This is a genomic window from Enterococcus sp. 7E2_DIV0204 (assembly GCF_002140855.1).
GTDB classification, from domain to species: domain Bacteria; phylum Bacillota; class Bacilli; order Lactobacillales; family Enterococcaceae; genus Enterococcus_L; species Enterococcus_L lemimoniae.
The window spans coordinates 315,004-334,132 of sequence record NZ_NGKY01000002.1 but is presented as its reverse complement, the minus strand read 5'-3'; the positions used below and the strand labels follow the sequence as shown (position 1 = coordinate 334,132).

35 protein-coding genes are annotated in these 19,129 nt (G+C 35.3%); 5 read left to right on the top strand and 30 right to left on the bottom strand.

Features of this window, described 5'->3' with window-relative positions; all coding sequences use genetic code 11:
• Nucleotides 1-34 precede the first annotated feature (34 nt).
• From A5819_RS17100 to A5819_RS16995, 24 genes are all read right to left on the bottom strand, one after another.
• Nucleotides 35-727 (bottom strand): hypothetical protein, encoded by a 693-nt coding sequence (locus A5819_RS17100; RefSeq protein WP_086279633.1) that lies wholly within the window; start codon nucleotides 725-727, stop codon nucleotides 35-37.
• Between the two features lie 283 nt (nucleotides 728-1,010).
• Nucleotides 1,011-1,214, bottom strand: coding sequence for a hypothetical protein (locus tag A5819_RS17095; protein WP_086279634.1), 204 nt, complete (start codon nucleotides 1,212-1,214; stop codon nucleotides 1,011-1,013).
• Between the two features lie 234 nt (nucleotides 1,215-1,448).
• Nucleotides 1,449-1,901: a hypothetical protein gene (locus A5819_RS17090; RefSeq protein WP_176271476.1), complete on the bottom strand. Its 453-nt coding sequence runs from the start codon at nucleotides 1,899-1,901 to the stop codon at nucleotides 1,449-1,451.
• A gap of 4 nt (nucleotides 1,902-1,905) precedes the next feature.
• A complete protein-coding gene (locus A5819_RS19040; protein WP_139843557.1) occupies nucleotides 1,906-2,175 on the bottom strand; it encodes a hypothetical protein in 270 nt (89 codons plus the stop codon).
• Between the two features lie 56 nt (nucleotides 2,176-2,231).
• On the bottom strand, nucleotides 2,232-2,714 hold the full coding sequence (locus A5819_RS17085; protein ID WP_086279636.1) for a hypothetical protein: 483 nt from the start codon (nucleotides 2,712-2,714) through the stop codon (nucleotides 2,232-2,234).
• Complete coding sequence (locus A5819_RS17080) at nucleotides 2,707-2,922, bottom strand: hypothetical protein (protein WP_086279637.1); 216 nt, start codon at nucleotides 2,920-2,922, stop codon at nucleotides 2,707-2,709. Before A5819_RS17080 ends, A5819_RS17085 begins: the two co-directional genes overlap by 8 nt.
• Complete coding sequence (locus A5819_RS17075) at nucleotides 2,915-3,352, bottom strand: methyltransferase domain-containing protein (RefSeq protein WP_217808598.1); 438 nt, start codon at nucleotides 3,350-3,352, stop codon at nucleotides 2,915-2,917. Before A5819_RS17075 ends, A5819_RS17080 begins: the two co-directional genes overlap by 8 nt.
• A gap of 126 nt (nucleotides 3,353-3,478) precedes the next feature.
• Complete coding sequence (dcm, locus tag A5819_RS17065) at nucleotides 3,479-4,399, bottom strand: DNA (cytosine-5-)-methyltransferase (protein WP_086279742.1); 921 nt, start codon at nucleotides 4,397-4,399, stop codon at nucleotides 3,479-3,481.
• Nucleotides 4,400-4,460: 61 nt separating this feature from the next.
• Nucleotides 4,461-4,679 carry a hypothetical protein gene (locus A5819_RS17060; RefSeq protein WP_086279639.1) on the bottom strand — a complete coding sequence of 73 codons (219 nt, stop codon included), beginning with the start codon at nucleotides 4,677-4,679 and terminating at the stop codon, nucleotides 4,461-4,463.
• A 2-nt stretch (nucleotides 4,680-4,681) separates the two neighbouring features.
• Nucleotides 4,682-5,011 carry a hypothetical protein gene (locus tag A5819_RS17055; protein ID WP_086279640.1) on the bottom strand — a complete coding sequence of 110 codons (330 nt, stop codon included), beginning with the start codon at nucleotides 5,009-5,011 and terminating at the stop codon, nucleotides 4,682-4,684.
• Nucleotides 5,004-5,876, bottom strand: a complete 873-nt coding sequence (locus A5819_RS17050) for a hypothetical protein (protein ID WP_086279641.1) — start codon at nucleotides 5,874-5,876, stop codon at nucleotides 5,004-5,006. Before A5819_RS17050 ends, A5819_RS17055 begins: the two co-directional genes overlap by 8 nt.
• The gene (locus tag A5819_RS17045; RefSeq protein ID WP_086279642.1) at nucleotides 5,877-6,413 is read right to left on the bottom strand and encodes a DUF1642 domain-containing protein; all 537 of its coding nucleotides are present in this window, start codon (nucleotides 6,411-6,413) and stop codon (nucleotides 5,877-5,879) included. It abuts the gene before it with no gap.
• The gene (locus A5819_RS19380) at nucleotides 6,400-6,549 is read right to left on the bottom strand and encodes a hypothetical protein (RefSeq protein ID WP_176271475.1); all 150 of its coding nucleotides are present in this window, start codon (nucleotides 6,547-6,549) and stop codon (nucleotides 6,400-6,402) included. The genes A5819_RS17045 and A5819_RS19380 overlap by 14 nt, the downstream gene beginning before the upstream one ends.
• 226 nt (nucleotides 6,550-6,775) lie before the next feature.
• On the bottom strand, nucleotides 6,776-6,961 hold the full coding sequence (locus tag A5819_RS17040; protein WP_086279643.1) for a hypothetical protein: 186 nt from the start codon (nucleotides 6,959-6,961) through the stop codon (nucleotides 6,776-6,778).
• On the bottom strand, nucleotides 6,958-7,422 hold the full coding sequence (locus A5819_RS17035; RefSeq protein ID WP_086279644.1) for a crossover junction endodeoxyribonuclease RuvC: 465 nt from the start codon (nucleotides 7,420-7,422) through the stop codon (nucleotides 6,958-6,960). The genes A5819_RS17040 and A5819_RS17035 overlap by 4 nt, the downstream gene beginning before the upstream one ends.
• The gene (locus A5819_RS17030; protein WP_086279645.1) at nucleotides 7,419-8,879 is read right to left on the bottom strand and encodes an ATP-dependent RecD-like DNA helicase; all 1,461 of its coding nucleotides are present in this window, start codon (nucleotides 8,877-8,879) and stop codon (nucleotides 7,419-7,421) included. The genes A5819_RS17035 and A5819_RS17030 overlap by 4 nt, the downstream gene beginning before the upstream one ends.
• Nucleotides 8,876-10,696 carry a hypothetical protein gene (locus A5819_RS17025; RefSeq protein WP_139843309.1) on the bottom strand — a complete coding sequence of 607 codons (1,821 nt, stop codon included), beginning with the start codon at nucleotides 10,694-10,696 and terminating at the stop codon, nucleotides 8,876-8,878. The genes A5819_RS17030 and A5819_RS17025 overlap by 4 nt, the downstream gene beginning before the upstream one ends.
• Before the next feature lie 394 nt (nucleotides 10,697-11,090).
• Nucleotides 11,091-11,612: a hypothetical protein gene (locus A5819_RS17020; protein WP_086281857.1), complete on the bottom strand. Its 522-nt coding sequence runs from the start codon at nucleotides 11,610-11,612 to the stop codon at nucleotides 11,091-11,093.
• A 3-nt stretch (nucleotides 11,613-11,615) separates the two neighbouring features.
• The gene (locus A5819_RS17015; protein ID WP_086281858.1) at nucleotides 11,616-12,320 is read right to left on the bottom strand and encodes an AAA family ATPase; all 705 of its coding nucleotides are present in this window, start codon (nucleotides 12,318-12,320) and stop codon (nucleotides 11,616-11,618) included.
• Between the two features lie 11 nt (nucleotides 12,321-12,331).
• Nucleotides 12,332-13,117 carry a PD-(D/E)XK nuclease-like domain-containing protein gene (locus tag A5819_RS17010; protein ID WP_086353073.1) on the bottom strand — a complete coding sequence of 262 codons (786 nt, stop codon included), beginning with the start codon at nucleotides 13,115-13,117 and terminating at the stop codon, nucleotides 12,332-12,334.
• Between the two features lie 14 nt (nucleotides 13,118-13,131).
• Complete coding sequence (locus A5819_RS17005) at nucleotides 13,132-13,488, bottom strand: winged helix-turn-helix transcriptional regulator (RefSeq protein WP_086281860.1); 357 nt, start codon at nucleotides 13,486-13,488, stop codon at nucleotides 13,132-13,134.
• Nucleotides 13,445-13,735 carry a hypothetical protein gene (locus A5819_RS17000; RefSeq protein ID WP_086353072.1) on the bottom strand — a complete coding sequence of 97 codons (291 nt, stop codon included), beginning with the start codon at nucleotides 13,733-13,735 and terminating at the stop codon, nucleotides 13,445-13,447. The genes A5819_RS17005 and A5819_RS17000 overlap by 44 nt, the downstream gene beginning before the upstream one ends.
• Before the next feature lie 48 nt (nucleotides 13,736-13,783).
• Complete coding sequence (locus A5819_RS19375) at nucleotides 13,784-13,939, bottom strand: hypothetical protein (protein ID WP_176271489.1); 156 nt, start codon at nucleotides 13,937-13,939, stop codon at nucleotides 13,784-13,786.
• A 12-nt stretch (nucleotides 13,940-13,951) separates the two neighbouring features.
• The gene (locus A5819_RS16995) at nucleotides 13,952-14,224 is read right to left on the bottom strand and encodes a hypothetical protein (RefSeq protein ID WP_086281861.1); all 273 of its coding nucleotides are present in this window, start codon (nucleotides 14,222-14,224) and stop codon (nucleotides 13,952-13,954) included.
• Nucleotides 14,225-14,329: 105 nt separating this feature from the next.
• Here A5819_RS16995 and A5819_RS16990 point away from each other — a divergent pair, with 105 nt between their 5' ends.
• Complete coding sequence (locus A5819_RS16990) at nucleotides 14,330-14,518, top strand: hypothetical protein (protein ID WP_086281862.1); 189 nt, start codon at nucleotides 14,330-14,332, stop codon at nucleotides 14,516-14,518.
• Here the strand turns inward: A5819_RS16990 and A5819_RS19370 are convergent.
• On the bottom strand, nucleotides 14,515-14,673 hold the full coding sequence (locus tag A5819_RS19370; protein WP_176271488.1) for a hypothetical protein: 159 nt from the start codon (nucleotides 14,671-14,673) through the stop codon (nucleotides 14,515-14,517). The two genes, A5819_RS16990 and A5819_RS19370, sit on opposite strands and share 4 nt — an antisense overlap.
• Complete coding sequence (locus A5819_RS19365) at nucleotides 14,670-14,819, bottom strand: hypothetical protein (RefSeq protein ID WP_176271487.1); 150 nt, start codon at nucleotides 14,817-14,819, stop codon at nucleotides 14,670-14,672. Before A5819_RS19365 ends, A5819_RS19370 begins: the two co-directional genes overlap by 4 nt.
• Before the next feature lie 54 nt (nucleotides 14,820-14,873).
• Here A5819_RS19365 and A5819_RS16985 point away from each other — a divergent pair, with 54 nt between their 5' ends.
• The gene (locus A5819_RS16985) at nucleotides 14,874-15,266 is read left to right on the top strand and encodes a hypothetical protein (protein WP_086281863.1); all 393 of its coding nucleotides are present in this window, start codon (nucleotides 14,874-14,876) and stop codon (nucleotides 15,264-15,266) included.
• Here the strand turns inward: A5819_RS16985 and A5819_RS16980 are convergent.
• The 4 genes from A5819_RS16980 to A5819_RS16965 are packed head-to-tail and all read right to left on the bottom strand — an operon-like array spanning nucleotide 15,256 to nucleotide 16,850.
• A complete protein-coding gene (locus tag A5819_RS16980) occupies nucleotides 15,256-15,615 on the bottom strand; it encodes a hypothetical protein (protein WP_086281864.1) in 360 nt (119 codons plus the stop codon). The two genes, A5819_RS16985 and A5819_RS16980, sit on opposite strands and share 11 nt — an antisense overlap.
• A gap of 51 nt (nucleotides 15,616-15,666) precedes the next feature.
• A complete protein-coding gene (locus A5819_RS16975; RefSeq protein ID WP_086281865.1) occupies nucleotides 15,667-15,891 on the bottom strand; it encodes a hypothetical protein in 225 nt (74 codons plus the stop codon).
• 11 nt (nucleotides 15,892-15,902) lie between these two features.
• Nucleotides 15,903-16,646 carry a phage regulatory protein/antirepressor Ant gene (locus tag A5819_RS19950; protein ID WP_086281866.1) on the bottom strand — a complete coding sequence of 248 codons (744 nt, stop codon included), beginning with the start codon at nucleotides 16,644-16,646 and terminating at the stop codon, nucleotides 15,903-15,905.
• Nucleotides 16,647-16,658: 12 nt separating this feature from the next.
• On the bottom strand, nucleotides 16,659-16,850 hold the full coding sequence (locus A5819_RS16965) for a hypothetical protein (RefSeq protein ID WP_086281867.1): 192 nt from the start codon (nucleotides 16,848-16,850) through the stop codon (nucleotides 16,659-16,661).
• A 291-nt stretch (nucleotides 16,851-17,141) separates the two neighbouring features.
• Between A5819_RS16965 and A5819_RS16960 the strand changes: the two genes are divergently transcribed.
• The 3 genes from A5819_RS16960 to A5819_RS16950 are packed head-to-tail and all read left to right on the top strand — an operon-like array spanning nucleotide 17,142 to nucleotide 19,109.
• The gene (locus tag A5819_RS16960) at nucleotides 17,142-17,537 is read left to right on the top strand and encodes a helix-turn-helix domain-containing protein (RefSeq protein ID WP_086281868.1); all 396 of its coding nucleotides are present in this window, start codon (nucleotides 17,142-17,144) and stop codon (nucleotides 17,535-17,537) included.
• Complete coding sequence (locus A5819_RS16955) at nucleotides 17,524-18,669, top strand: ImmA/IrrE family metallo-endopeptidase (RefSeq protein WP_176271486.1); 1,146 nt, start codon at nucleotides 17,524-17,526, stop codon at nucleotides 18,667-18,669. The genes A5819_RS16960 and A5819_RS16955 overlap by 14 nt, the downstream gene beginning before the upstream one ends.
• Nucleotides 18,670-18,686: 17 nt before the next feature.
• Entirely contained in the window at nucleotides 18,687-19,109 is a 423-nt protein-coding gene (locus A5819_RS16950) for a hypothetical protein (protein ID WP_086281870.1), read from the top strand.
• Nucleotides 19,110-19,129 lie beyond the last annotated feature (20 nt).

The following is a 19,129-nucleotide window of genomic DNA, read 5'->3' as shown; positions in this document are numbered from 1 at the left end:
AACTAAAACAACCGCCACGAATGACGGTTAGTTATTAATACGACGTACAATGAACCCTTCCGTCATCCTTAATTTCAAGCTTTGTTTTATCATCATAAACGCCTTGAGTCATAAACATGTACTTGTCTTTTTTATTAGGATATTTTAGTTTGTTGAATGTGATAGTATTTATTTTAAAGTCATAATCTGTTTTGAAAAACGAGAAACCGACCGGTACTTTCTTTTGTAAAATACCGTGATGTTTTAGGTTGTCTAACAAATTAGGATACTGTTCTGCTATATATTTGTCTCCGATAATATATTTAGCAAATCCCCATTCAAACTGAATTTCATCTTCTCCGTTATGATAGATAATTCCAGCATTTTCTGATTGAAAAAGAAATATTGGATACGTTACTGCACTTCTGAATAAAATAAAAGGGATGTTACTTTCAATATATTCTTTTTCAATCAAAACAGATAATGAGAACGGTGGATTATCCACAACTGCAACGTCGTTATATTTATCTATCTGTTGCCATAAATCAGTATCACCTGTAAAAGGCACCACATTTTGATGATACTCTTTGGCCACAATATACAGTTCGCTTTCTTCACTAGAAAACGGCATAACAATGGTTTTATGTTTTAAAATTCCACTCGGAACAACCACCAAATCAAAGAACTTCATAGCGGCTTCTTTTGTAGTGTAGTATTCATCGTCTCTATATTTTTTAGCTTTACTCATATTCTCCTCCAAACAAAAAGACCACTCAATGAGTGATCTACTTATCTTTATTTAAATTTATTATCCAGTCACCGTGACGTAACGTGAGATTGCCGAATAATTCTTTATTGCACTTACTACATTTTCGATTCATTCCTAACCGTTGACTTTCCCACGAATGTAAGCAAATAGGGCTAGCTAATTTAAAAAATTTTATCAACTTCACTACAATCACACCTCTTCAATTCTGTATAAAAAGCCACCGCTTATGCGAATGGCTCTGCAGGCGCAAAGCACCCGAAAATTAATTTCTTGCTACACTAGCATTAGCCCACATAACGGACTCTTCTAGTTTGGTTGTCGCTAATGATTTTTCACGACTGTCTGGACAAACCTCGTCAATCAAATATGCCAGTTCCTTCGCTTTCGTTCGTAACTCATTGTACTTTTCTGTTTGACCTTCTTTTGGTGCATGATATTTAAAGTTATTTTCAATTTGATCGTTCATTTTATCAACTCCTAATATTTTTATATGTACCCACCCACAGGCTGTAAACTAGGTATTTACCTGTGAGTGGCGATAACCAACTAAGCAACTATCGTAAATGAGTTGTGTGTGTAATTGTTTGCTTTGGATGGTTTATCTTAGTATTTCATAATATCAATATATCATTATTATAAGGGTGTTGTGTGCCGTCTTTTTACCTAGTTGTGTGCCTGATTTACACCCCCATTCGTGCCATTACTTCAAATTGAACCGCTTAGCTAAAGAATTAACGAGCAAAGAATCTTGTTTTTTACATGCATCTTCTGATAAATGGACTAGCTTTGATACTTTGACCCAGTTAGGCAACTCTTTAGGTCTGCGCTCTTTACTACCGTTATCACTTAGATATCTGTTTCTAATAAGATTAACTGCTTCATCTGAAATATCTTCAAGGAAATTATCTACAACGCTCACATGCTTAACGGTGGCTAGAAACTCTTCGTTAGTCCATACTCGTTCAGCTTCTGCTTCTTGCGGCGCTATATTTGAACTAACTCTTGAACCGCCGATATTTTCATCAGTTTCCTGATAAGGATAACGCAAACTTTCCTCAATTTTTTTAATCTGCTTCTTTTCGTAGTTATGAAGTCTTAGAACTTTTCTAGCATAGTTCTTGGCTTCTTCGCTCACTTTGTAGTATTTGCCCAATCTGCTATCCCTCCCAATCTCTATCTTTGTAAAACTCCAAGTAGTCATCAACAATTTTGGCAATTGATTTTGCCGTAGTAAGTCCACCATCTATATACCAGGTTTTACCTGTAGCATCCTGTACTTCTTCAAGTACAGTTATGTGATCATTTACTGACTCTTGAATGCTCTTGATAATTTGCAAACCTATTTTTTGTTCGATTCTTTTAGTTAAGTTAAGAGTAATCCAACTAGCCAATATGAATCCCATTAAAAAGTAAATACCTTGCTCCATAAGCACTTGCTCCCTCCTATATCATTTAAACAATCCACCAAACGCCTGCTGCCTGCTCATTTTGCTTTGATTATCTCAATGGCCTTAGCTTTGCTTAAATTTCCTTTGTGGTTTTCAATACGTTCTGTGATTCGAGAAATAACCACTCCTCTTTCAGAACTTCTAATAATAGGCTCAATCGTTCTTCTTTCTTGCTCCATTTTTGAAATCTGATTCCTAAGTTCTCTGTTCTTTATGACTTGGTCATTCCATTTATTGTCTGTATCGATTATTTGCTTTTCTAAAGCTCCAACTTTTTCATACTTGTAGTTTAACTCTCTGATGATCCGCTCTTTATTTTCAAGAACTACTTTCAACGCATCCAATTCTTCAATTTTTACTTTTAGGTCATTAATTTCTTGCTCTTTTCGATCTAACTTGCTTTGTAATTCTTTTTCTTTATCATATCCCTGGACAACATAGGCTTTTAAATTATCAACCGATATTTGATCCGTAAGTTGTGTTTCTTCCTCTGGTTTCTTCTTAAATACATTAAACATTCTCTACCTCCTCAACCTCACTATGTCCACATAGCAGCGTTTCTGCTTTCCAAATTCCACCATGCTCGATCGCCACTTGATGCCTGTCAGCTTTGGGGAAATACAGGATCACACAATTCTTACCGACAGACTTTACTTCTAGTAGTTGACCAGTATATTTACGTACCCCAGTTCCGATATATTTTACTTTCATGCCTTTTTTAATCATCAGCTATCGCCTCTTTCATAAATACAATCCAATGAGTTTTCGCTCTCTTGTTGCCGTAAAGCGGATCATGATCAATCACCTTTAAAATCTCAGCTAGTTTTATTTGGTCCTCATTCCACTTAAAAACAAGTGTGCCGTTAGGCTTAAGGACTCTCATGCATTCGTCAAATCCTTGGCTGATATCTGCTTTCCAAGTCCTCTCGTTTAGCTTTCCGTATTTCTTGGCCAACCAACTATTTTCACCTGCTTTTAACAAATGAGGTGGATCAAACACCACATGATAAAAAGTATTGTCGGGAAACGGCATATTTCTAAAGTCTGCTTCTACATCAGGTTCAACCTTTAGCGATCGACCATCACAGAGAGTATCATCTAGTTGTCGGTTATCCATGTAGAGGACATCTTTATTTTGTTTGTCGTACCAAAACATTCGACTACCGCAACAAGCATCTAATATTTTTTTAGTCACAGCTATCACCATCCAATCTAACAGCAGCCGTCCTCTTGCCTTTGTCACGTTTTACATTGCTAGGCGTTGCCCAAAATTCAATGTTTTTCATAGAATCACCTCGAATATACTTTCAAAAAACGTTACTGGAATGCTGTTACCAGATTGCTTATACAATGGCATTGTAAATCTGCCATTCCGTTTATGAGCGGATGCAGCACGATAATAATCCTCGTCACTATACCCTTGTAGTCGCCAGCACTCCAACTCAGTGAGATATCGGAAACGATCATTACCGCAATCAACTACTTGCGCCGGGCTACGATCCTGTCTGGTTGTGATCGTGTAGGCAAAATCTTCGATAACCGTCGCTCTCTTGATTCCCTTTTTGCCAATGACTGAAAGTATACTAGGCTGAGTAACTGTGTAAACGTCATCAACAGTTGAGCTATCTAGCAGAAACTCATTGATATTTCGCATAGGTCTTTTCCTAAGTAAATCAAAATTGAATGGTTCGGCGTTTAAGGTCGAAATAGTAAATACTCTTTGCCTTGCTTGCGGTAGTCCGAAGTCCCTAGCATCTAAACACTTGAAACTATTGGAATATCCTAGCTTCTCCATTTCTTCCAAATATTTATTGAAATTGGATCTCATGTTCTTGTGTAATACAGCTTTGACGTTTTCCCAAATTACTATCTTTGGTCGCCACTCGCCCAGCTGTCTAATAATGTTGATCGTTTCCCACATCAGACTCGAACGTGTACCGCTGTTAGCATCTGCACCTAATCGTTGGCCTGCAATACTAATATCTTGGCAAGGCGAGCCGTGGATAAGAATATCTGGTTTGAGGTTCCATCCGACAACTGATTGAGTTTTATAGAGCAGGTCCTCTGCAAAAATTGCGTTATAGCTATCTACAGCTTTTTGGTCTATCTCAACATAATCAATTGCCTTTGCTGGGATGCCTAAATTTTTTAACGCTTTAAATGGTGATCCAACACCACCGAATAATTCTAAAGTTTGTATCATAATCACAAAGGAGTAAAAAGCTTTTTAGTCCTGCAGGAAATCTCCTACTCCCTTCGTTTAGTTAGTCTTTCGGCTCCAAATAACTGTTTAAATACTTGATATTTTCCTCAATCTGTTTACGCTGATTCTCAAAATATTTATTGATGGTTTCATCATCTGTACTAAAATTCTTTCGATTATGCCAAGTATTTTCCAACTGCACAGTCTGTTCGTATATGGTCTTAGCATGATCTTTTATATAATTGATTCGCATTTGTGTATAACCATAAGCTTCTTCCATCCCTACTCATTCCTTTCATCGCAACGATTTAGCGAAAATCCATTTAACGGGCTATGATATGTCGTATAGCCTTTAGGTTCTGTGATAAAAAGCCAAATGTTAACTAAATCTAAATACCCATCATCCACATGTTCACCATATGCAGCGATAAATTTATTTTTGTTGATCCCTAATAGTCCGCAGAATTCTTGTAGCATTAATTGGCTGTTTTCATTATCTTCAATCAGAATATATAAAACTCCTTCTGATTCGTAGTCGGCTTCATAAAGTTCGATGTCATTTAAAACATCTAATGCTTTTTTAAATTGTTTCTTTTGTTGTCGTTTATTCATTGTTTTCTACCTCCTGCAGTTCTTCGGCTGTTTGGATGAGGTCAAATTCATCAGCGTTCATATCATCCCAGCCATAACCGTCAAATCCACTCACGCTAATTAAGTTCGATTCGCTAGTTGTCTTTGCGAAAAATAGCTCTTCTTCATACTTCACTATGTCTCGATCACGAAACTCATCCAACTTACGCCCTTTACTGGCAAAGTGTTTCGCACGTTTAAACGTTGCTATCTGTTCGGCGGTGGCTGGTTGTACATATTTCTTATCAAGTTCAATCCTTGCATTGCTTAATTTTCCTGTTTCAGTATCTAAAAACCCCGCTTCTACGATGTTACCCATAACAGCAGTAATTTTTAAGATGTGTAGCACATTCTCCATGCTTTTATAAAAGTAATACTCCCCGACCGAAAACGCTGGTTGGTGGTCAGTCATAATTTGTGACCAAGGTGTAGGATTACTGTTATTATTTTCAATACTTAAATCTGGTTGTAAATCTTTTTTTGATGCCAGTTGAAATAGTTCTTCATTTTTTTTAATCTCGTCATCGATATTGACAAATTCTGATCCTGATTCTTTCAGGCTTATAAGGTAGCTACCATGTTTATACAGCTCATGTTTGAGTGTTTTCTCTGTCATTGCGAGTCCTCCTGACCATTTTTTTGCTACAATGTATATTACAGGCTCACCGTCACTATAGTGTATATAACTAACAGCAGGATCAACTGTCGTTACTGTAAAATCAAGAGCATGTGAGTAAACTTCTGGTATATCTTTAACAAATATTCTTGTCGGATAAATTTCTTCTTCTATCTCAAAATCTGCTGTTGTATCATCATTTAATACTGAGAGTAATTCTTTCAATTTCATTTATTCTTCCTCCTCTACTGGTACAGCAAACGACCAGTAACGCTCGTCTACTGCTTTGATTTCTTTTTCTGTAAGTTTCTTAGGTGTATACCTTGAACTGAAAAAACTTGATTTAGGATCGTCTAAAAACCGATCACAGTATCTAACTTTTCTCCCTTCAAGCGGCAACTCAATATAATACAACTGCTCTTTCTCCACAGTGTAATCATCCTCCAACCAAGCGCGAGCCAAAATTTCAGCATTGATTTTATCTTTTTCTAACCACCCCTTAGCATCTCTAGCTAAATAGCTGTTAGAAACACTTGGGTTAAGCAAATCTGCAAGCCCCCACGTTAATCCTTTTACATGTTTAATCCATTTGTGAATCAACTCAGGCACCACAACCTTGTCCTGTTGGGTTGGTAGTGATGATTTGTACTCTTTGACTAACTCTAAAGCATGCCTTATTCCTCCGTTATACCCATCCTCGAAATCTTTATTTATCGATTTACTACTTACATTTTCTAGCTCATCTATCAATTCCTCAATCTTTCCCATGTGTCGCGTCCTCCTTAGTTTCCCCAGAAATATTAATTAATAACTTTTGCGCCACTTGTTGGATATGCTCATTGTGAACGCCTACTAGTTTTGTGTAATCAACCAATTCTTTTGCTAACTCAATAGAATCATTCATCTACTCCACCTCATTTAGTGATAAAGTCTAAAAAGCTCCCGATAGCAATACTCATCACAAGTTTCCCATCGTAATGCGTATTTATTGCGTTTGATATCTAATTTCTTTCCGCAATACTCGCAATATAGCATTTCTTCTTGGTTATGAGCGATTGCCCATTTCTTCAATTGCTTTTTCTTTTGTCTGGCGTTCATCTACTTTGCCCCCCCACGCTCTAAACTTTGGCTTATTCATTCGGCTCACCTTCTTGTTCCCGTGTTAGGCTTAGAAAAATTAGACGCGCCATCGTCACTGCCTCTTCGTAATCCTCTAGTAATTGATCGCTGTCTTCGAACCAATCGAAGCTTTTTTTGTATTTTTCTAGTTTGTTACCCATTTCATTTATAATCCGGACTAATTCTTCTTTATTCATTCTTCAGTCTCCTTTGCTGAAAATGCTCTCGCAAATAGAATTGCCTCACACTCATCTTCTGAGGGTTCGATTTTATAGATGCCTTTGACCATATCTAAAGCCTCCTGTTTTACGAGATCTCTCTTCTTATTCTTAATACCAACCCTTTTTCTCCATTCTGTTGCTTTGACAACATTTACGATATACCCTTTTTCTTCCAGGCATATCTCGAGTGTTCCTTTCAGTTTTGCCAAAACTTCATAGACTACAGGGTTTCTTTGGACTTGTATGCCCTCGATAAAAACGAAAGCTACATCAAATTTCTTGCACAAAACCATGCATTTTTTTATAATTTCTCGAATACGTTCATTTGTTGGTCCTAACGGACGAATAACACCGTAAGCTACAATTTTAGAGTTATTCGTTTCCATTACACACCATCCTGTTGCTGTAGTTGATTGATCAAAAGCAATAAGATTCATTCAATGTGCCTCCATTCTCGATTAGGCTTATAATTCGTTTTTATTGCGTCACCGATGATAATCAATGTCTTTCTAGCACGAGTAACAGCAACATACGCCAAATTTTGATAATCATTTTCACTTGGCTGATAAGCAACTACATCCCATTCACTTCCTTGGGATTTATGGATGGTTAATCCATACGCTAAATCGAAATTGTTTTCTAAATCTTTTTGATTTTTAAATGTAATTATTTCTTCACTATCTTTCTTTTTGGCGCTGTTCGCAGAAATGATTTGAAAAATTTGACCATTGTAGAACCGGTCTTTTTCATTTGTCTTCGCAACGATCATGTCACCAACACTGAAGTTAGGCGATACAGTAACAAAACCATTTTTTACTCGTTGCTGTTCATTGATCACTTTTACGTTATGATTAGTAAAGGATAATGCTACCTCCGCTCCTCTTTTGAATGCTTCATCAGAATTGCTTACAACCTCAATGTTCGGCATTGGCATATTAGAATTTTGAGGAATCCCTAATATTTCTCTTCCCAAGGCTATGATATCTGCAGATTCAGACCGCCAATTTTCTTTCAATTCAGCCGTTTTAAAAATTTCTTGCAGTCTCTCAAAAGGACGTCCATATTCAATCGGCTCAAGTTGGTTTTTATCACCAACGAAGATTAGTTGTTGCCGGTCATAAATTCGCATTACTTTAGCGAATAACGGTGTTGATAACATCCCGCTCTCATCAATTACAATTGCATCACAGTTTGTAGGGTTATAAACAAAACTGTGGATCGTTTGAACTTTTACCGTACTACCTTTTATTTTTGACTGTAACGCTTCCCTAGCTTTATGAGTAGGTGCCAATACAGCTACATGTTTTCCGTTCAATTCCAATTGTTTGATTATTTCTGCAGTTACAAAACTTTTTCCAGTTCCAGCACCACCGACCATACATGAAAATTGATGTTTTACACATATTTCTAATGCTTCTCGTTGTTCTTTACTTAAATTCAGATGTTGATCATATACTTGATTAAATGTTAATTTATTTCGAGGAAGACGTTGAATCGATTCAGCCACATACAACGTGTCTTTCGTTGTTAAATAATATGGCTCTTCATACAAGACAACACCCGTTCCTTTCAGATCATCAATGTGAAGGGCTACGATGTCACTCCTTGTTTGTTGCATTTTTGTAGTAACATCCACAAAAACTTTAGCAGCCCTTTCTTGTTCTTCTGTAAAATTAATGTTGTATCTCACAATTGCATTTTTAGCATTTTTGAACGCGTACCTGTCAAGCTCCATAAAAACCATAAACGGATTCTCTATTTCCAAAAGATAATCAAAAAAATCAATTGGATTGTAGCGATCAGCTCGTCCTTTGTATTGTTTTGTATTTTTGACAAAAGCATAGGTGTACGTACTTTCAATATTCGCTTTTAGTGCCTTTGAGTAGTTCCTCATCTATATATCACTTCCACTTCTTTTTCAGGTAATCCGTCCAGGATTGCTTGCGCTTTTGTTCTTTCTATCAGTTCAGCAGCTTCTTCATGCCACTTGGCCATTTCAGGATTGTCTAAGGTGTCTTTTAAATACATGTATATTTGTCGATAGGTTTCGTTCCGGCTTCCTTCTGAAATGCCGTGATCCAAAACTTTGGTTAACAATTTTGCTTGTGCATGATTAAAACTTAGTAAAGACTTTGTACTAGTTGAAAAATCAACAACCTTACTGCTTTTTTTGCGTTCTGACGGTCTGAACTGATCTACATTAACCATTGTTCCAATTGTCATTGAAACGTCTGAGGAAGCCAGTGGATAGCCCATAAGTTGTGCTACTTTTTTGCTTGCTTCATCAATTTCCAACTCCAACATTTTCGCTACGCCAGTAACCACATTTTTATATTCTTCTTTGTTCATTTCGCAATCTGACATCAATATGATTCTCCAACGATTCGACCGATCAAAATAGTACTTCGCAGTAGGATAAACTAAACCGAACAGTCCTTGACTCTCTAATTTCTTTTCTATTTCTTCCCTGGTATACTCAGCATCATCGATATCAATTGATATTAAACGACGACCACCTTCGTAATTTTTATCTGATCGCTCGTTATCTTTGAATGTACCGTCGATAAAATAAGCAAGTTGGTATTTTTTGATATGTTTATATTCTTGTTCTGTAGTCGCGCCTGAAAGGAGTTCGATTCCTCCGACTTTTTCAGCTTCGATATTATCGATATCATCGAGGAAAGATTGCAACGATTCAGAAGGGCTATATTGCAGCTCACTTCCAACAAATCCTTTTTTTATATTTAAAGGGATTTCTATTGATAAAATACTTTGAAGTAATTGTTCTTGTTGAGAAGCCAAAGCCTCTTCTTGTTGCTCTTCTGTTCGTAATTCCTCTTCGAATAGGTCAGACTCGTCTTTGTATTCAAAACCAGTAAATTCAAATGCGACATTTGGAATTACAATCCATCGAGCATTTTCACGCCCGATTTTTTTATTAGAAGTTAATTGATAGATTCCTAACTCTTTTATATCCTTCATCGCATTCGCCAATTCATGAGAACCTATAATACTTTTATATTCTGTAGGTTTCATGAACCACTCTTGATCAACTTGACGAAAAACTGTTGCTTGTAATTTGGTAAGAGCATTTAAAATTTCTTCTTCTGCTACAAGTCCTTTTTGATACAATGCAAACATCATTCTATCTGCTTCTTCCACGTTTTCTAATTCTTTAATAATAACGACCGGATCAGCATTTCTATTTCTAATTTGCACAAACCCAATTTCATTTTGGTAAAGAAAACGGTGCCCGTCATATTGCAAATTGAGTGATTGATCATCCAAGACTACTATAGAAGGTTTCTCCCAAACCACCCTTCTTTTATCAACAACAAGAGTGCGTTCAGCATTTTTATAGATCATCATGCTTTCTTCAAAAGCATCAGCGATATTTAAATCAAGATTTTTACTGGAATACGTGCTTCCTTTAATGACACTGGTCACATAGTTTATTTTTTTTACATAGACAACTTTTTTTCTGTGTGTCTCAGTAATAAAGTTTTGAGACAAATTCAAACTAGAAAATGTTGCAATGTCCTCTTTGTCTAAACCCATTTTAAGGAGCAATTCAAATGTTCTGCTGTATCCTCCAATGGCCACAAATAAAACCTCGTCCATTCTCGTATATTTTGTCAAACTAGTAGAATTGATTCTGTTGTATATTTTTTTTAAGTTCTTTTTCGATTTGTCGAAAATTATTTCTCCCACTTGTTTTATCACTCCTTTCATGGTAGACTTAGTTAAACATTTGAATAGTAATTTATCAGATATACCCTTTAAACTTTGTGAAAAGTTACAAAAAAGGGTATATCTTTCTATTTATATATATTATTAGTATTTAAATATACTAGGTGTAACTTTGTAACCAAATCGCTACATCCATTGGGAGAGTAAGATTTAGAGTGGTTACAGAAAAGTTACAAACATGGTTACAGTTACAAAAGTTTTAGGAATTTTTTCAAATCCGAGGTTATTTATTGCTCTGTGTAACCACTTTGTAACTTTTTTTGTAACCTCGAACAATCCTTTGTGGCTCTAAGCTCCAACCTCATTTTTACGACTTTGTGAAAAATGCGTTTGTAACCATGTTTGTAACCACTTTTTAGAACGGTAAATCATCATCTGAAATGTCAATAGTCGATCCTTCACCACTAAATGGATCATTAATTTCATCTTCCATTGGTCCAAAATCGTAATTTCGATACGGATAATTTGGATTCTTTTTGTTTTCAGTAATTGATAAATTCATTAAGAATTGACTACCGAGTACTTTTTCCAATGCCATCGCTGCCGTGTATTCATCTTCTAAATCTTTCTTCGTAAATTCAATCCCTGCCATTGCCGCTAATTTAAGTAGTGTACGCCCGTTTTTTTCCAGTACAAACGCAGGAAGTCCATCATCAAATGAAATATAAATCACTTCTAAACGATTTTTGTCTTTTCCAGAAACAACCTCTAATGTGATTGCGAGTTGTGTTTGTTCATGTTTATTTACGTCTGCCTGTGCTGATTTCAATCGAACTGGGTACGTTCCTGATTCTAATTTTGAATTTGTTGCTACCTTATCTTTCTTTGGATCGAATCCTTCTTTTTTAATGTTGCTTAAAGTATCTAATAGTCCCATGGTTTATTTCTCCTTCTCATTTGTATTTTGTAATATTGGAAGCAAATCCATTTGATTAATGGTTTGCAGATTACCGATCAATTGATCTTTTGCTCTAGTTGTTTGTGTTGGCTGCAGAACGATTACTCGTTCTTCTTTTTGAGTTTCTTGATTGTTGATAATGACTAAACGACCTACCAGAGGAACGATTCCCATAATTGCGTCAAGGTTCCTAACGTCTGGTTGGAACTGTGTGTAGACTCTGCCTGATTCCATCGTCACTTCTACTTTCTTTTCGTGAGCAAAAATCAAAATGTTTTTACCTAATGATTTTAAACTCGCGATAAAATCTAGTAATACACGATCAATTACGCCGTAGTCTTTAATTTCGGGCATTCCGCTTTTTGATTCTGTTGATTTTTCATTCAACCAAAATTTTTGGAATGTTGATAAATTGTCAATTACTACATTGTCGAACTCGGTACTGTGTTTTAATAAATAACGATAAAAGTCACCCAGTTCGTCAAATGGCTTTTTATTGTCCATTACATGAATTTCAATATCTTTTAATTTGGCCAAAACGTGATACATCCCATCAACTGAAAATAGGATTGTTCTTCCTGTTAACGATTTGACCATGCTAGTTTTTCCTTTGCCAGGTTCTGAGTAGACTAAACTAGTCCAGTGGTCAAAACGATTGATATTCTCTGATTTGAGTATTTTTGCCATCTAGCTCCCTCCTAACTAATTAATTCTTCTGAAGATATGAATCCAGATAATTCTTTGTGCCCTCTACAGTAGTCGCATTTGCCACACATTCTTGGTTTCGATTCGCCATTCTTCACAGATGAAACTCTTTCAATATTGGCTTTGATATTATTTGATGCTATAACTAGCAACTCTTCTCTTATTTCAATTGCTTCTAAATCACAAGGCGTTTGCTTACTAACAGCGATAATATATGGAGTGAATCCTTTTTTGTATTTCTGTTCCAAAAGGTTCTTATAAATGGCCATTTGCTCGTAATAGCCATAAGCTTCAACAAAAGGTATCCAGACTCTACGTTTTTCAGACCAAATTTTCTTATGAATGTCTGCAGTAGTTTTTATGTCCACAAAATACCCTTGCTCAACATTCAGGCAGTCAATTTTCCCTTTCCAATGTTCTCCATGTAATTCTCCAGTGATGATGACTTCTTTTTCACCGTGATATAGATTGTTGAAAAAAACATCTTTTTTCAGTCGCTGCACCATCTCTTCTGCAACAACAAAAGCCGCTCTTAATTTCCCTTGCTTTGTCAACATTTCTTTTTCATGATCCTTCTTAAATTTTTCGTGTACTTCATCATTTTCAAATGCTGAGTGGACATAGTTGCCGACTAAAAAGGCTTCTGTGTTCTCTTTAGGTATTTCACCAGTTAACTCCGCTAAAGCTTTTGCCTCGCATGTTGTGAATCCTTTATATTGTGATGCAGACATGAACTCCCATTGTTTTTCGTAATAATTATCATCATTCAAAATCGTCATATTTCCACACTTTCTTATAGATTATCTAAAATTCGTAAAATAGAATTACCTAATTTTAAATGGATGTCGATATCGTCCGTTAAATCAAAGTCGTCCATGTAACGATTTAATAATTTTGTATATGCTTCTTTTTTGATCTCAATCTTCTGAGCAGTGGCAGAATTTATATTTTCCGCCTCATATTCGTCGAGTGTTTCGATTTTCCGACCAACTTTATCTTGTTTCACCTTGATAAAGTTGTCTCGCTTTAGTTGGCTAATGTACGCTTTGACAGAATTTTCATTAATGTCCAATTCTTGCGCAATTTCTTGATTAGTAGCAGTTGGATTAGCTTGAATGAATTTCGCTACTCGCTTCTTTCGGGTATTCATTTTTCTTCCATTCCTCCAATAGATTTATTTGGCTTTGTAATAAGAAAATGTAATCATCTAAACTAAAATTGACACATTCATCCATTGACTCGAATTTGTCTCTCACCACTGGAATATCCGAATCCTGATACACAGAAATAACATTACCTGGAAATAGATCCATAATTAATGATGATCCTGGACGTCCGTTATTCTCATGCATGATTAAACGATTTGGTATCGTATCATGCCAGTAAAGTTGGGCCATTTACCTCTCACGTCCTTTCGTGGTATAATCTACCTAACCAATATTTATTTAATGGCCTTCTTCGGGTGCGACCGAGGTAGGCTCTTTTTGTTGGTCATCACAATCTTCGCAGTATCTTGGGTATCCTGGTGTCTCTCCATCTAAAAATGCACCACACGTCTCACACAAAGTTCCGTCTAAATGCATTTCAACTATTTCACCCATGATCGATTCCTCCTAATTTAATTTTTTTCTACCATTCACATAAGAATGGAAATTTAACGTCCGTACAGCTACATAAGCGATAATAACCACTAAAGATATCCAAAAAGATATTGAAGCCGTGGCAATCACAAATAGCGCCATAGGAATGTCCTTTAATGTGAGTGTGCCGTTAAAAATGCACAGGATCACAATTATCAGTCCTGCAAATACCCACATGCTTGATGTGATAGCCAGGAATAAAGCGAATGGCGTTTCGTCTAGTGCGTTGAAAAATTTACGTTTCATTTCGGTTGCTCCTTTCCAATTTATATCGTTAGAAATCATTCACATTGGTATACTTTATCTATCAGCAAGTGGTCTGCTGAAATAAATTAAGTGAGGTGAAAATGTATGGTCAAAAAATCTGGTATAAATATTTCCGGCGATTTAGAAAAAATCGTTAAGAAAAAAGCGAATGATCTTTTGCAAAGAGGTGTTAAATCTACTTGTCCTTCTTGTAAAAACCAAATAGTCATTTCTCCCGGAAAAAATACATGTTCTTTTTGTGGAGCTGAAATTAACTTTAACGGAAGTGTTTAGTCTTCTTTGATTGATACTTCAAACTCTTTCGAAGCCAATTCGTCTGCCAACGTTTTGGCTTCTTTTAATAGTTCTACATAACGTTCAGCTTTTTTAGTTGCTTCATCAATTCCACTTACTTCTACTTCGATGTTTACTGGTTGTAATTCGTTCATTCTTCTTCTCCTCCTGATTTCTGTATTCTATCTACTACCCAACAGGTATACATCACCGCTAAAAACGCACAGCCTTGCACCGTCTCGCCTGTGGCGAAACAGATGATCGATACTGCTAGTAGGATTAGGTTTGCTGTTGCTACCACTGAATCACACTCCTTTTGTATGGTGTAATTCACTTGAAAGTGAGGTGAATTATATTGATAGATTATTTCGAGCTGTATAAAACTTGTTTAAAAATCATTGCAGAAAGACATCCGGATCAAACATACGACTTCCTAAAAATGATGAATAATGAAGATATCGTTGTTTCCGATATATCCAAAGGCACTGACAGTAGACTATTAGTACTTGCTACTTTTGAAGTTCTAGACAACCTGATTGATGATGGATTGATTAAAGCTAAAAAACGAATCACTAAAACCGAAGATCCAACTTATTTTTTTAATGGTGTTTCAACTACTGGCTATCAGTACTTAAAGTCTTTAGAAGACCCTTTATTCGGCGAAAAATTAAAATCTGCACTTAAAGATGAAGGAGTTCCTATGACTCCCAATACAATTACTAAGTTTATTGCACGGCTTACTCTTTAAATTCATAGTCATACGACTTGGCAAGGAAGGTTACATTAACCTGTACAATATCTTTGCCGAGTTGTTGCACTGTGACCCCATTTTCTAGTACGTAATCCAGTTCAAAATCATCAATCGAAAAGCTATCTTTTGTTTCTTTTACAATGTGTGACGGCGGTTCGGATATTGGTAGTTTAGCCATTCTTTTCACATCCCTACATTTAATTTCATTTCTCTGCTGCTTAACGATTTTCCATAGACTGTTAGTAGTTTTTACTAAAGCAATTTGTATAGCTTCCTCACAATCAGAACGGTTGATGCCAGGATAGGTTTGTTTCATTTCTTGATAAAAGCTTTCGACTATATCCAAGTTTGATGGCTCCTTTTTATTAGGTTTGCTGTAGTGATCCTTTTAGATCCTTTATCCATCCCATTCACCGATTATTTGATACCCTAATCGTTCGTCAGATAAATCTTTTAGAAACTGATCGTATAAATCTGTTTTTATATAGACTTCATTTGACGATGGCGCAATATACCCCTGTTTGTACTTAGAGTTTCTAAACAACTTCATTCTGCGGTGGTAGGTAGACTCAGAATAGTCGTATTTTTCTTTAAATTCAGCTTTTGCAATAGTTCCTTTCATTGGATTTCCTCCTAAGCAGATTTTTTTTCACGCTCAATAATTGGTAAAGTATTATGTTTTTTCAATAGATCGTAGATAAATAATCTTCCCTTTTGAGTCCAATAAGTATGCATGACAGTAGTTTTCCCACCATTAACAACACTGGTCTTACTTTGTGTATATCCTTTATCTGCATACTTTTGATATAATAGCCAAGTTTTACCTTGTTTAAATTGAATACTTAATTGATGTAGAAATTCATTCATCTTTTTAGCGCTCCAACCATAATCTTTTGAGATTTCTGTGATTGATACCAAACTTTCATTTTGTAGAACCAAATCATAATAAGTAGCCTTTGGGCGTAGTTCCATATTGATTTGCTCTGCTACTAGTGCACGCTCTTCAAGTTTCTCGTTAATTTCTACCTGCTCTACTAAATGAAGTAATGCTTCTTTATAAGTCGCTGGCAATTGTTGTTTAATATGATTTTCCATTTGATTGAATTTCTCAATATATGCAAATGCGAACTGAGTACCTTTAGCACCGGTCATTCTTGTCGAGTATAATTCACATCCTTTTTTCGTTAGATCGTAGCAAGGACGTTCTTGATTATTAGCATCCAAATATGTTGTTTCAATAAATAATTCGCTCAAAGCAATTTTGCTTTCGGCTAAGTGAGATACAATTTTCTTGATATCCCTCATAACGTCAGCATGATTTCTTCCTACCATCTTCGCTACTTCTTTACTATTAATTGTTTGTTGTAATTGATCCATTTTGTTTCCTCCTTATCTGATTCTATAATCTGCAATAATTCGTAAAATGACTTGATTACCTTTAACCGTATCTAGCTTCCCATTCAGATAATTTGCTAAATCTTGTTTCTTCATTCCGTAAACTACTGATAAATCAGTTATAGAAATATTATTCTCTTCCATATAATCAAGAACTTTTTGTCTTCCAGCATCAACATTTGGCATAATTGATAATCTCCTTTCTATAATAATTTGTAAGATAACTTTACAGAATTTTATGTTTTCTATTGACAAACAACTTAAAGTTTTATACTATTTGAGTATAGAAAATAAACCCATCAAAATAACTATTTAATTGCAGTCGGTCGCCAAACTTATGCATTAAAAGATTTTTTTGGTTTTCTTTTTCTGTTAAATTATCTTACAACAAGAGTATAGTATAAAATTTTAAGTTTGTAAATGGTTTTAACTTAATTTTTTATACTATAACATTCTTGTTAGAGAGGAATGTCTAAGATGACCCTATTTGATAGGATTTCTGAACTAGCAAAAAAACAACATATTAGTTTAAAAGATTTAGCTACGACAATTGGTTTAAGTGAGAGTGCTATTTATCAATGGAGAACAAGCAGCCCCAAAGCTGAGACATTAAAAAAAGTAGCCGATTATTTTGAAGTCTCAACTGACTACCTATTAGGAAGAACTGAAAGAAAAGATCCATTGCCAGTCTCTCCACTAGAAGAAGATTTTGGGAATTCGGAAAATGCAAAAACCTCAGAATATTTTGCAATACAAAGGAAATCACGAGAGCTCACACAAAAAGACCAGCAGCGTCTCTTAAAGATTATGGAAGCAACTTTTGATGACATTGATAATGGTGATTTTGAGGAAGATGAAGATGATGATTTATGATCAACCAAATTACGCCGAAGCCCAGAAATTAGCTTATGAAACAATTCAAAATAGCGCCCAAAAAGAACTTCCAGTCTCAATTAAAAAGTTGATTCGGACATTTCCGAAATTGCATCTACAAAAATATTCTGTTTTTGCTAAGCAAAGAAAATTGAGTTTCGAAGAAGTACTTCTTTTTACAAATTCAGAAGAAGGCTGTCTCTGGATGAGAAGTGATGGGACATACTTAATTCTCTATAATGATTATATAAAAAATTCAGGACGTATCAGATTTACTCTTGCTCATGAGTTGGGACACTATATCATGAAACATAATGAAAAATCTGGAAAAACCATTTTACCAAGATATTCATTGAGTGATGATGAACATGACCTGTTTGAAAAAGAAGCAAATTACTTCGCTAAAAGACTACTTGCACCTATCCCTTTGGTGGATTTGTATGTTGCAAACTGGAAAAAAATAAAAGCGAATTGTATTGAATTTGCTTTCGACACTTCTCATACATTAGCGAGTTACGTAATTAAAGATTTAAATAAAAGAAGACAAAATGCTAATATTATTAGAGAAGGTCATCCCATGGTTGATTATTTTATTGACTTTATTAATTACGATGCTAGCTCTCAAATATGTAAAACTTGTTCAACAGTTCAATCTTCTAAAAATAATTTTTGCAAAACTTGTGGAAGCAATAATTTAATAGAATCTTCGGCAGAAAACTATACCAATTACTACATAATGAAAGGAACGAAAATGGATTATACAAAAATAGAAACAAATGCAAATGGAACTCCAGTGAAATGTCCAAAATGTGAATATGAAAGTCTGAATGATGAATTTATTTATTGTCCAATTTGCTCAACGCATATTCATAATGTGTGCCTTGGTCCAGAGTGGAATAAAATTACCGAGACTATAGATGGAGATATAGAATTATCAATCCAAGAAAGAAATGATCATAATAGTAGTTGTAAAGGTAATCTAGAGGGGGATTTCCGTTATTGTCCTCATTGTGGAAATGAGACGTCTTATGGGTATCAAAAAATTCTTACATCATGGTCAGTTGAAAAAAATAATTTTGATAGTACTAATTTCTCTTTTCAAGAACCTAAATTTAACGATCTACCATTCTAAGATCAAAAGGAGAATTCATGGAATATTTTAAATACAAACTAGAAATGCAAATGGACTTTACACATCCATATATGACTATTAACCAAATGAAAAAAATGATAACTCAAAACTACTCAACTCCTAGAGATTTTGCTCTATACGGCTATTCTGCAGATGATATGATTAAGGATTTAGATAATCAAGTTTGCCTAGCTTTTCCGTCCGGACCTGAATTGCTAGATCTCAGAATGCCTATTCTAGTATTTCCCATTCCGACTGGTGAAATGTGGGATCCAGTAAAATATGGCTTTATCGTAAAGTATGATTCTAACGGTGAAACAGTAATTCACTCTCCTATTAAGATACCTTCTTTAGAAAAGGATGATTCGCCATTCTCTGACGATGAAATAAAAAAGTATTCGAAAATTTTGGATCTATTTGATAGTAAAAAAGAAGACTAATAAAATTATATCTACACCAG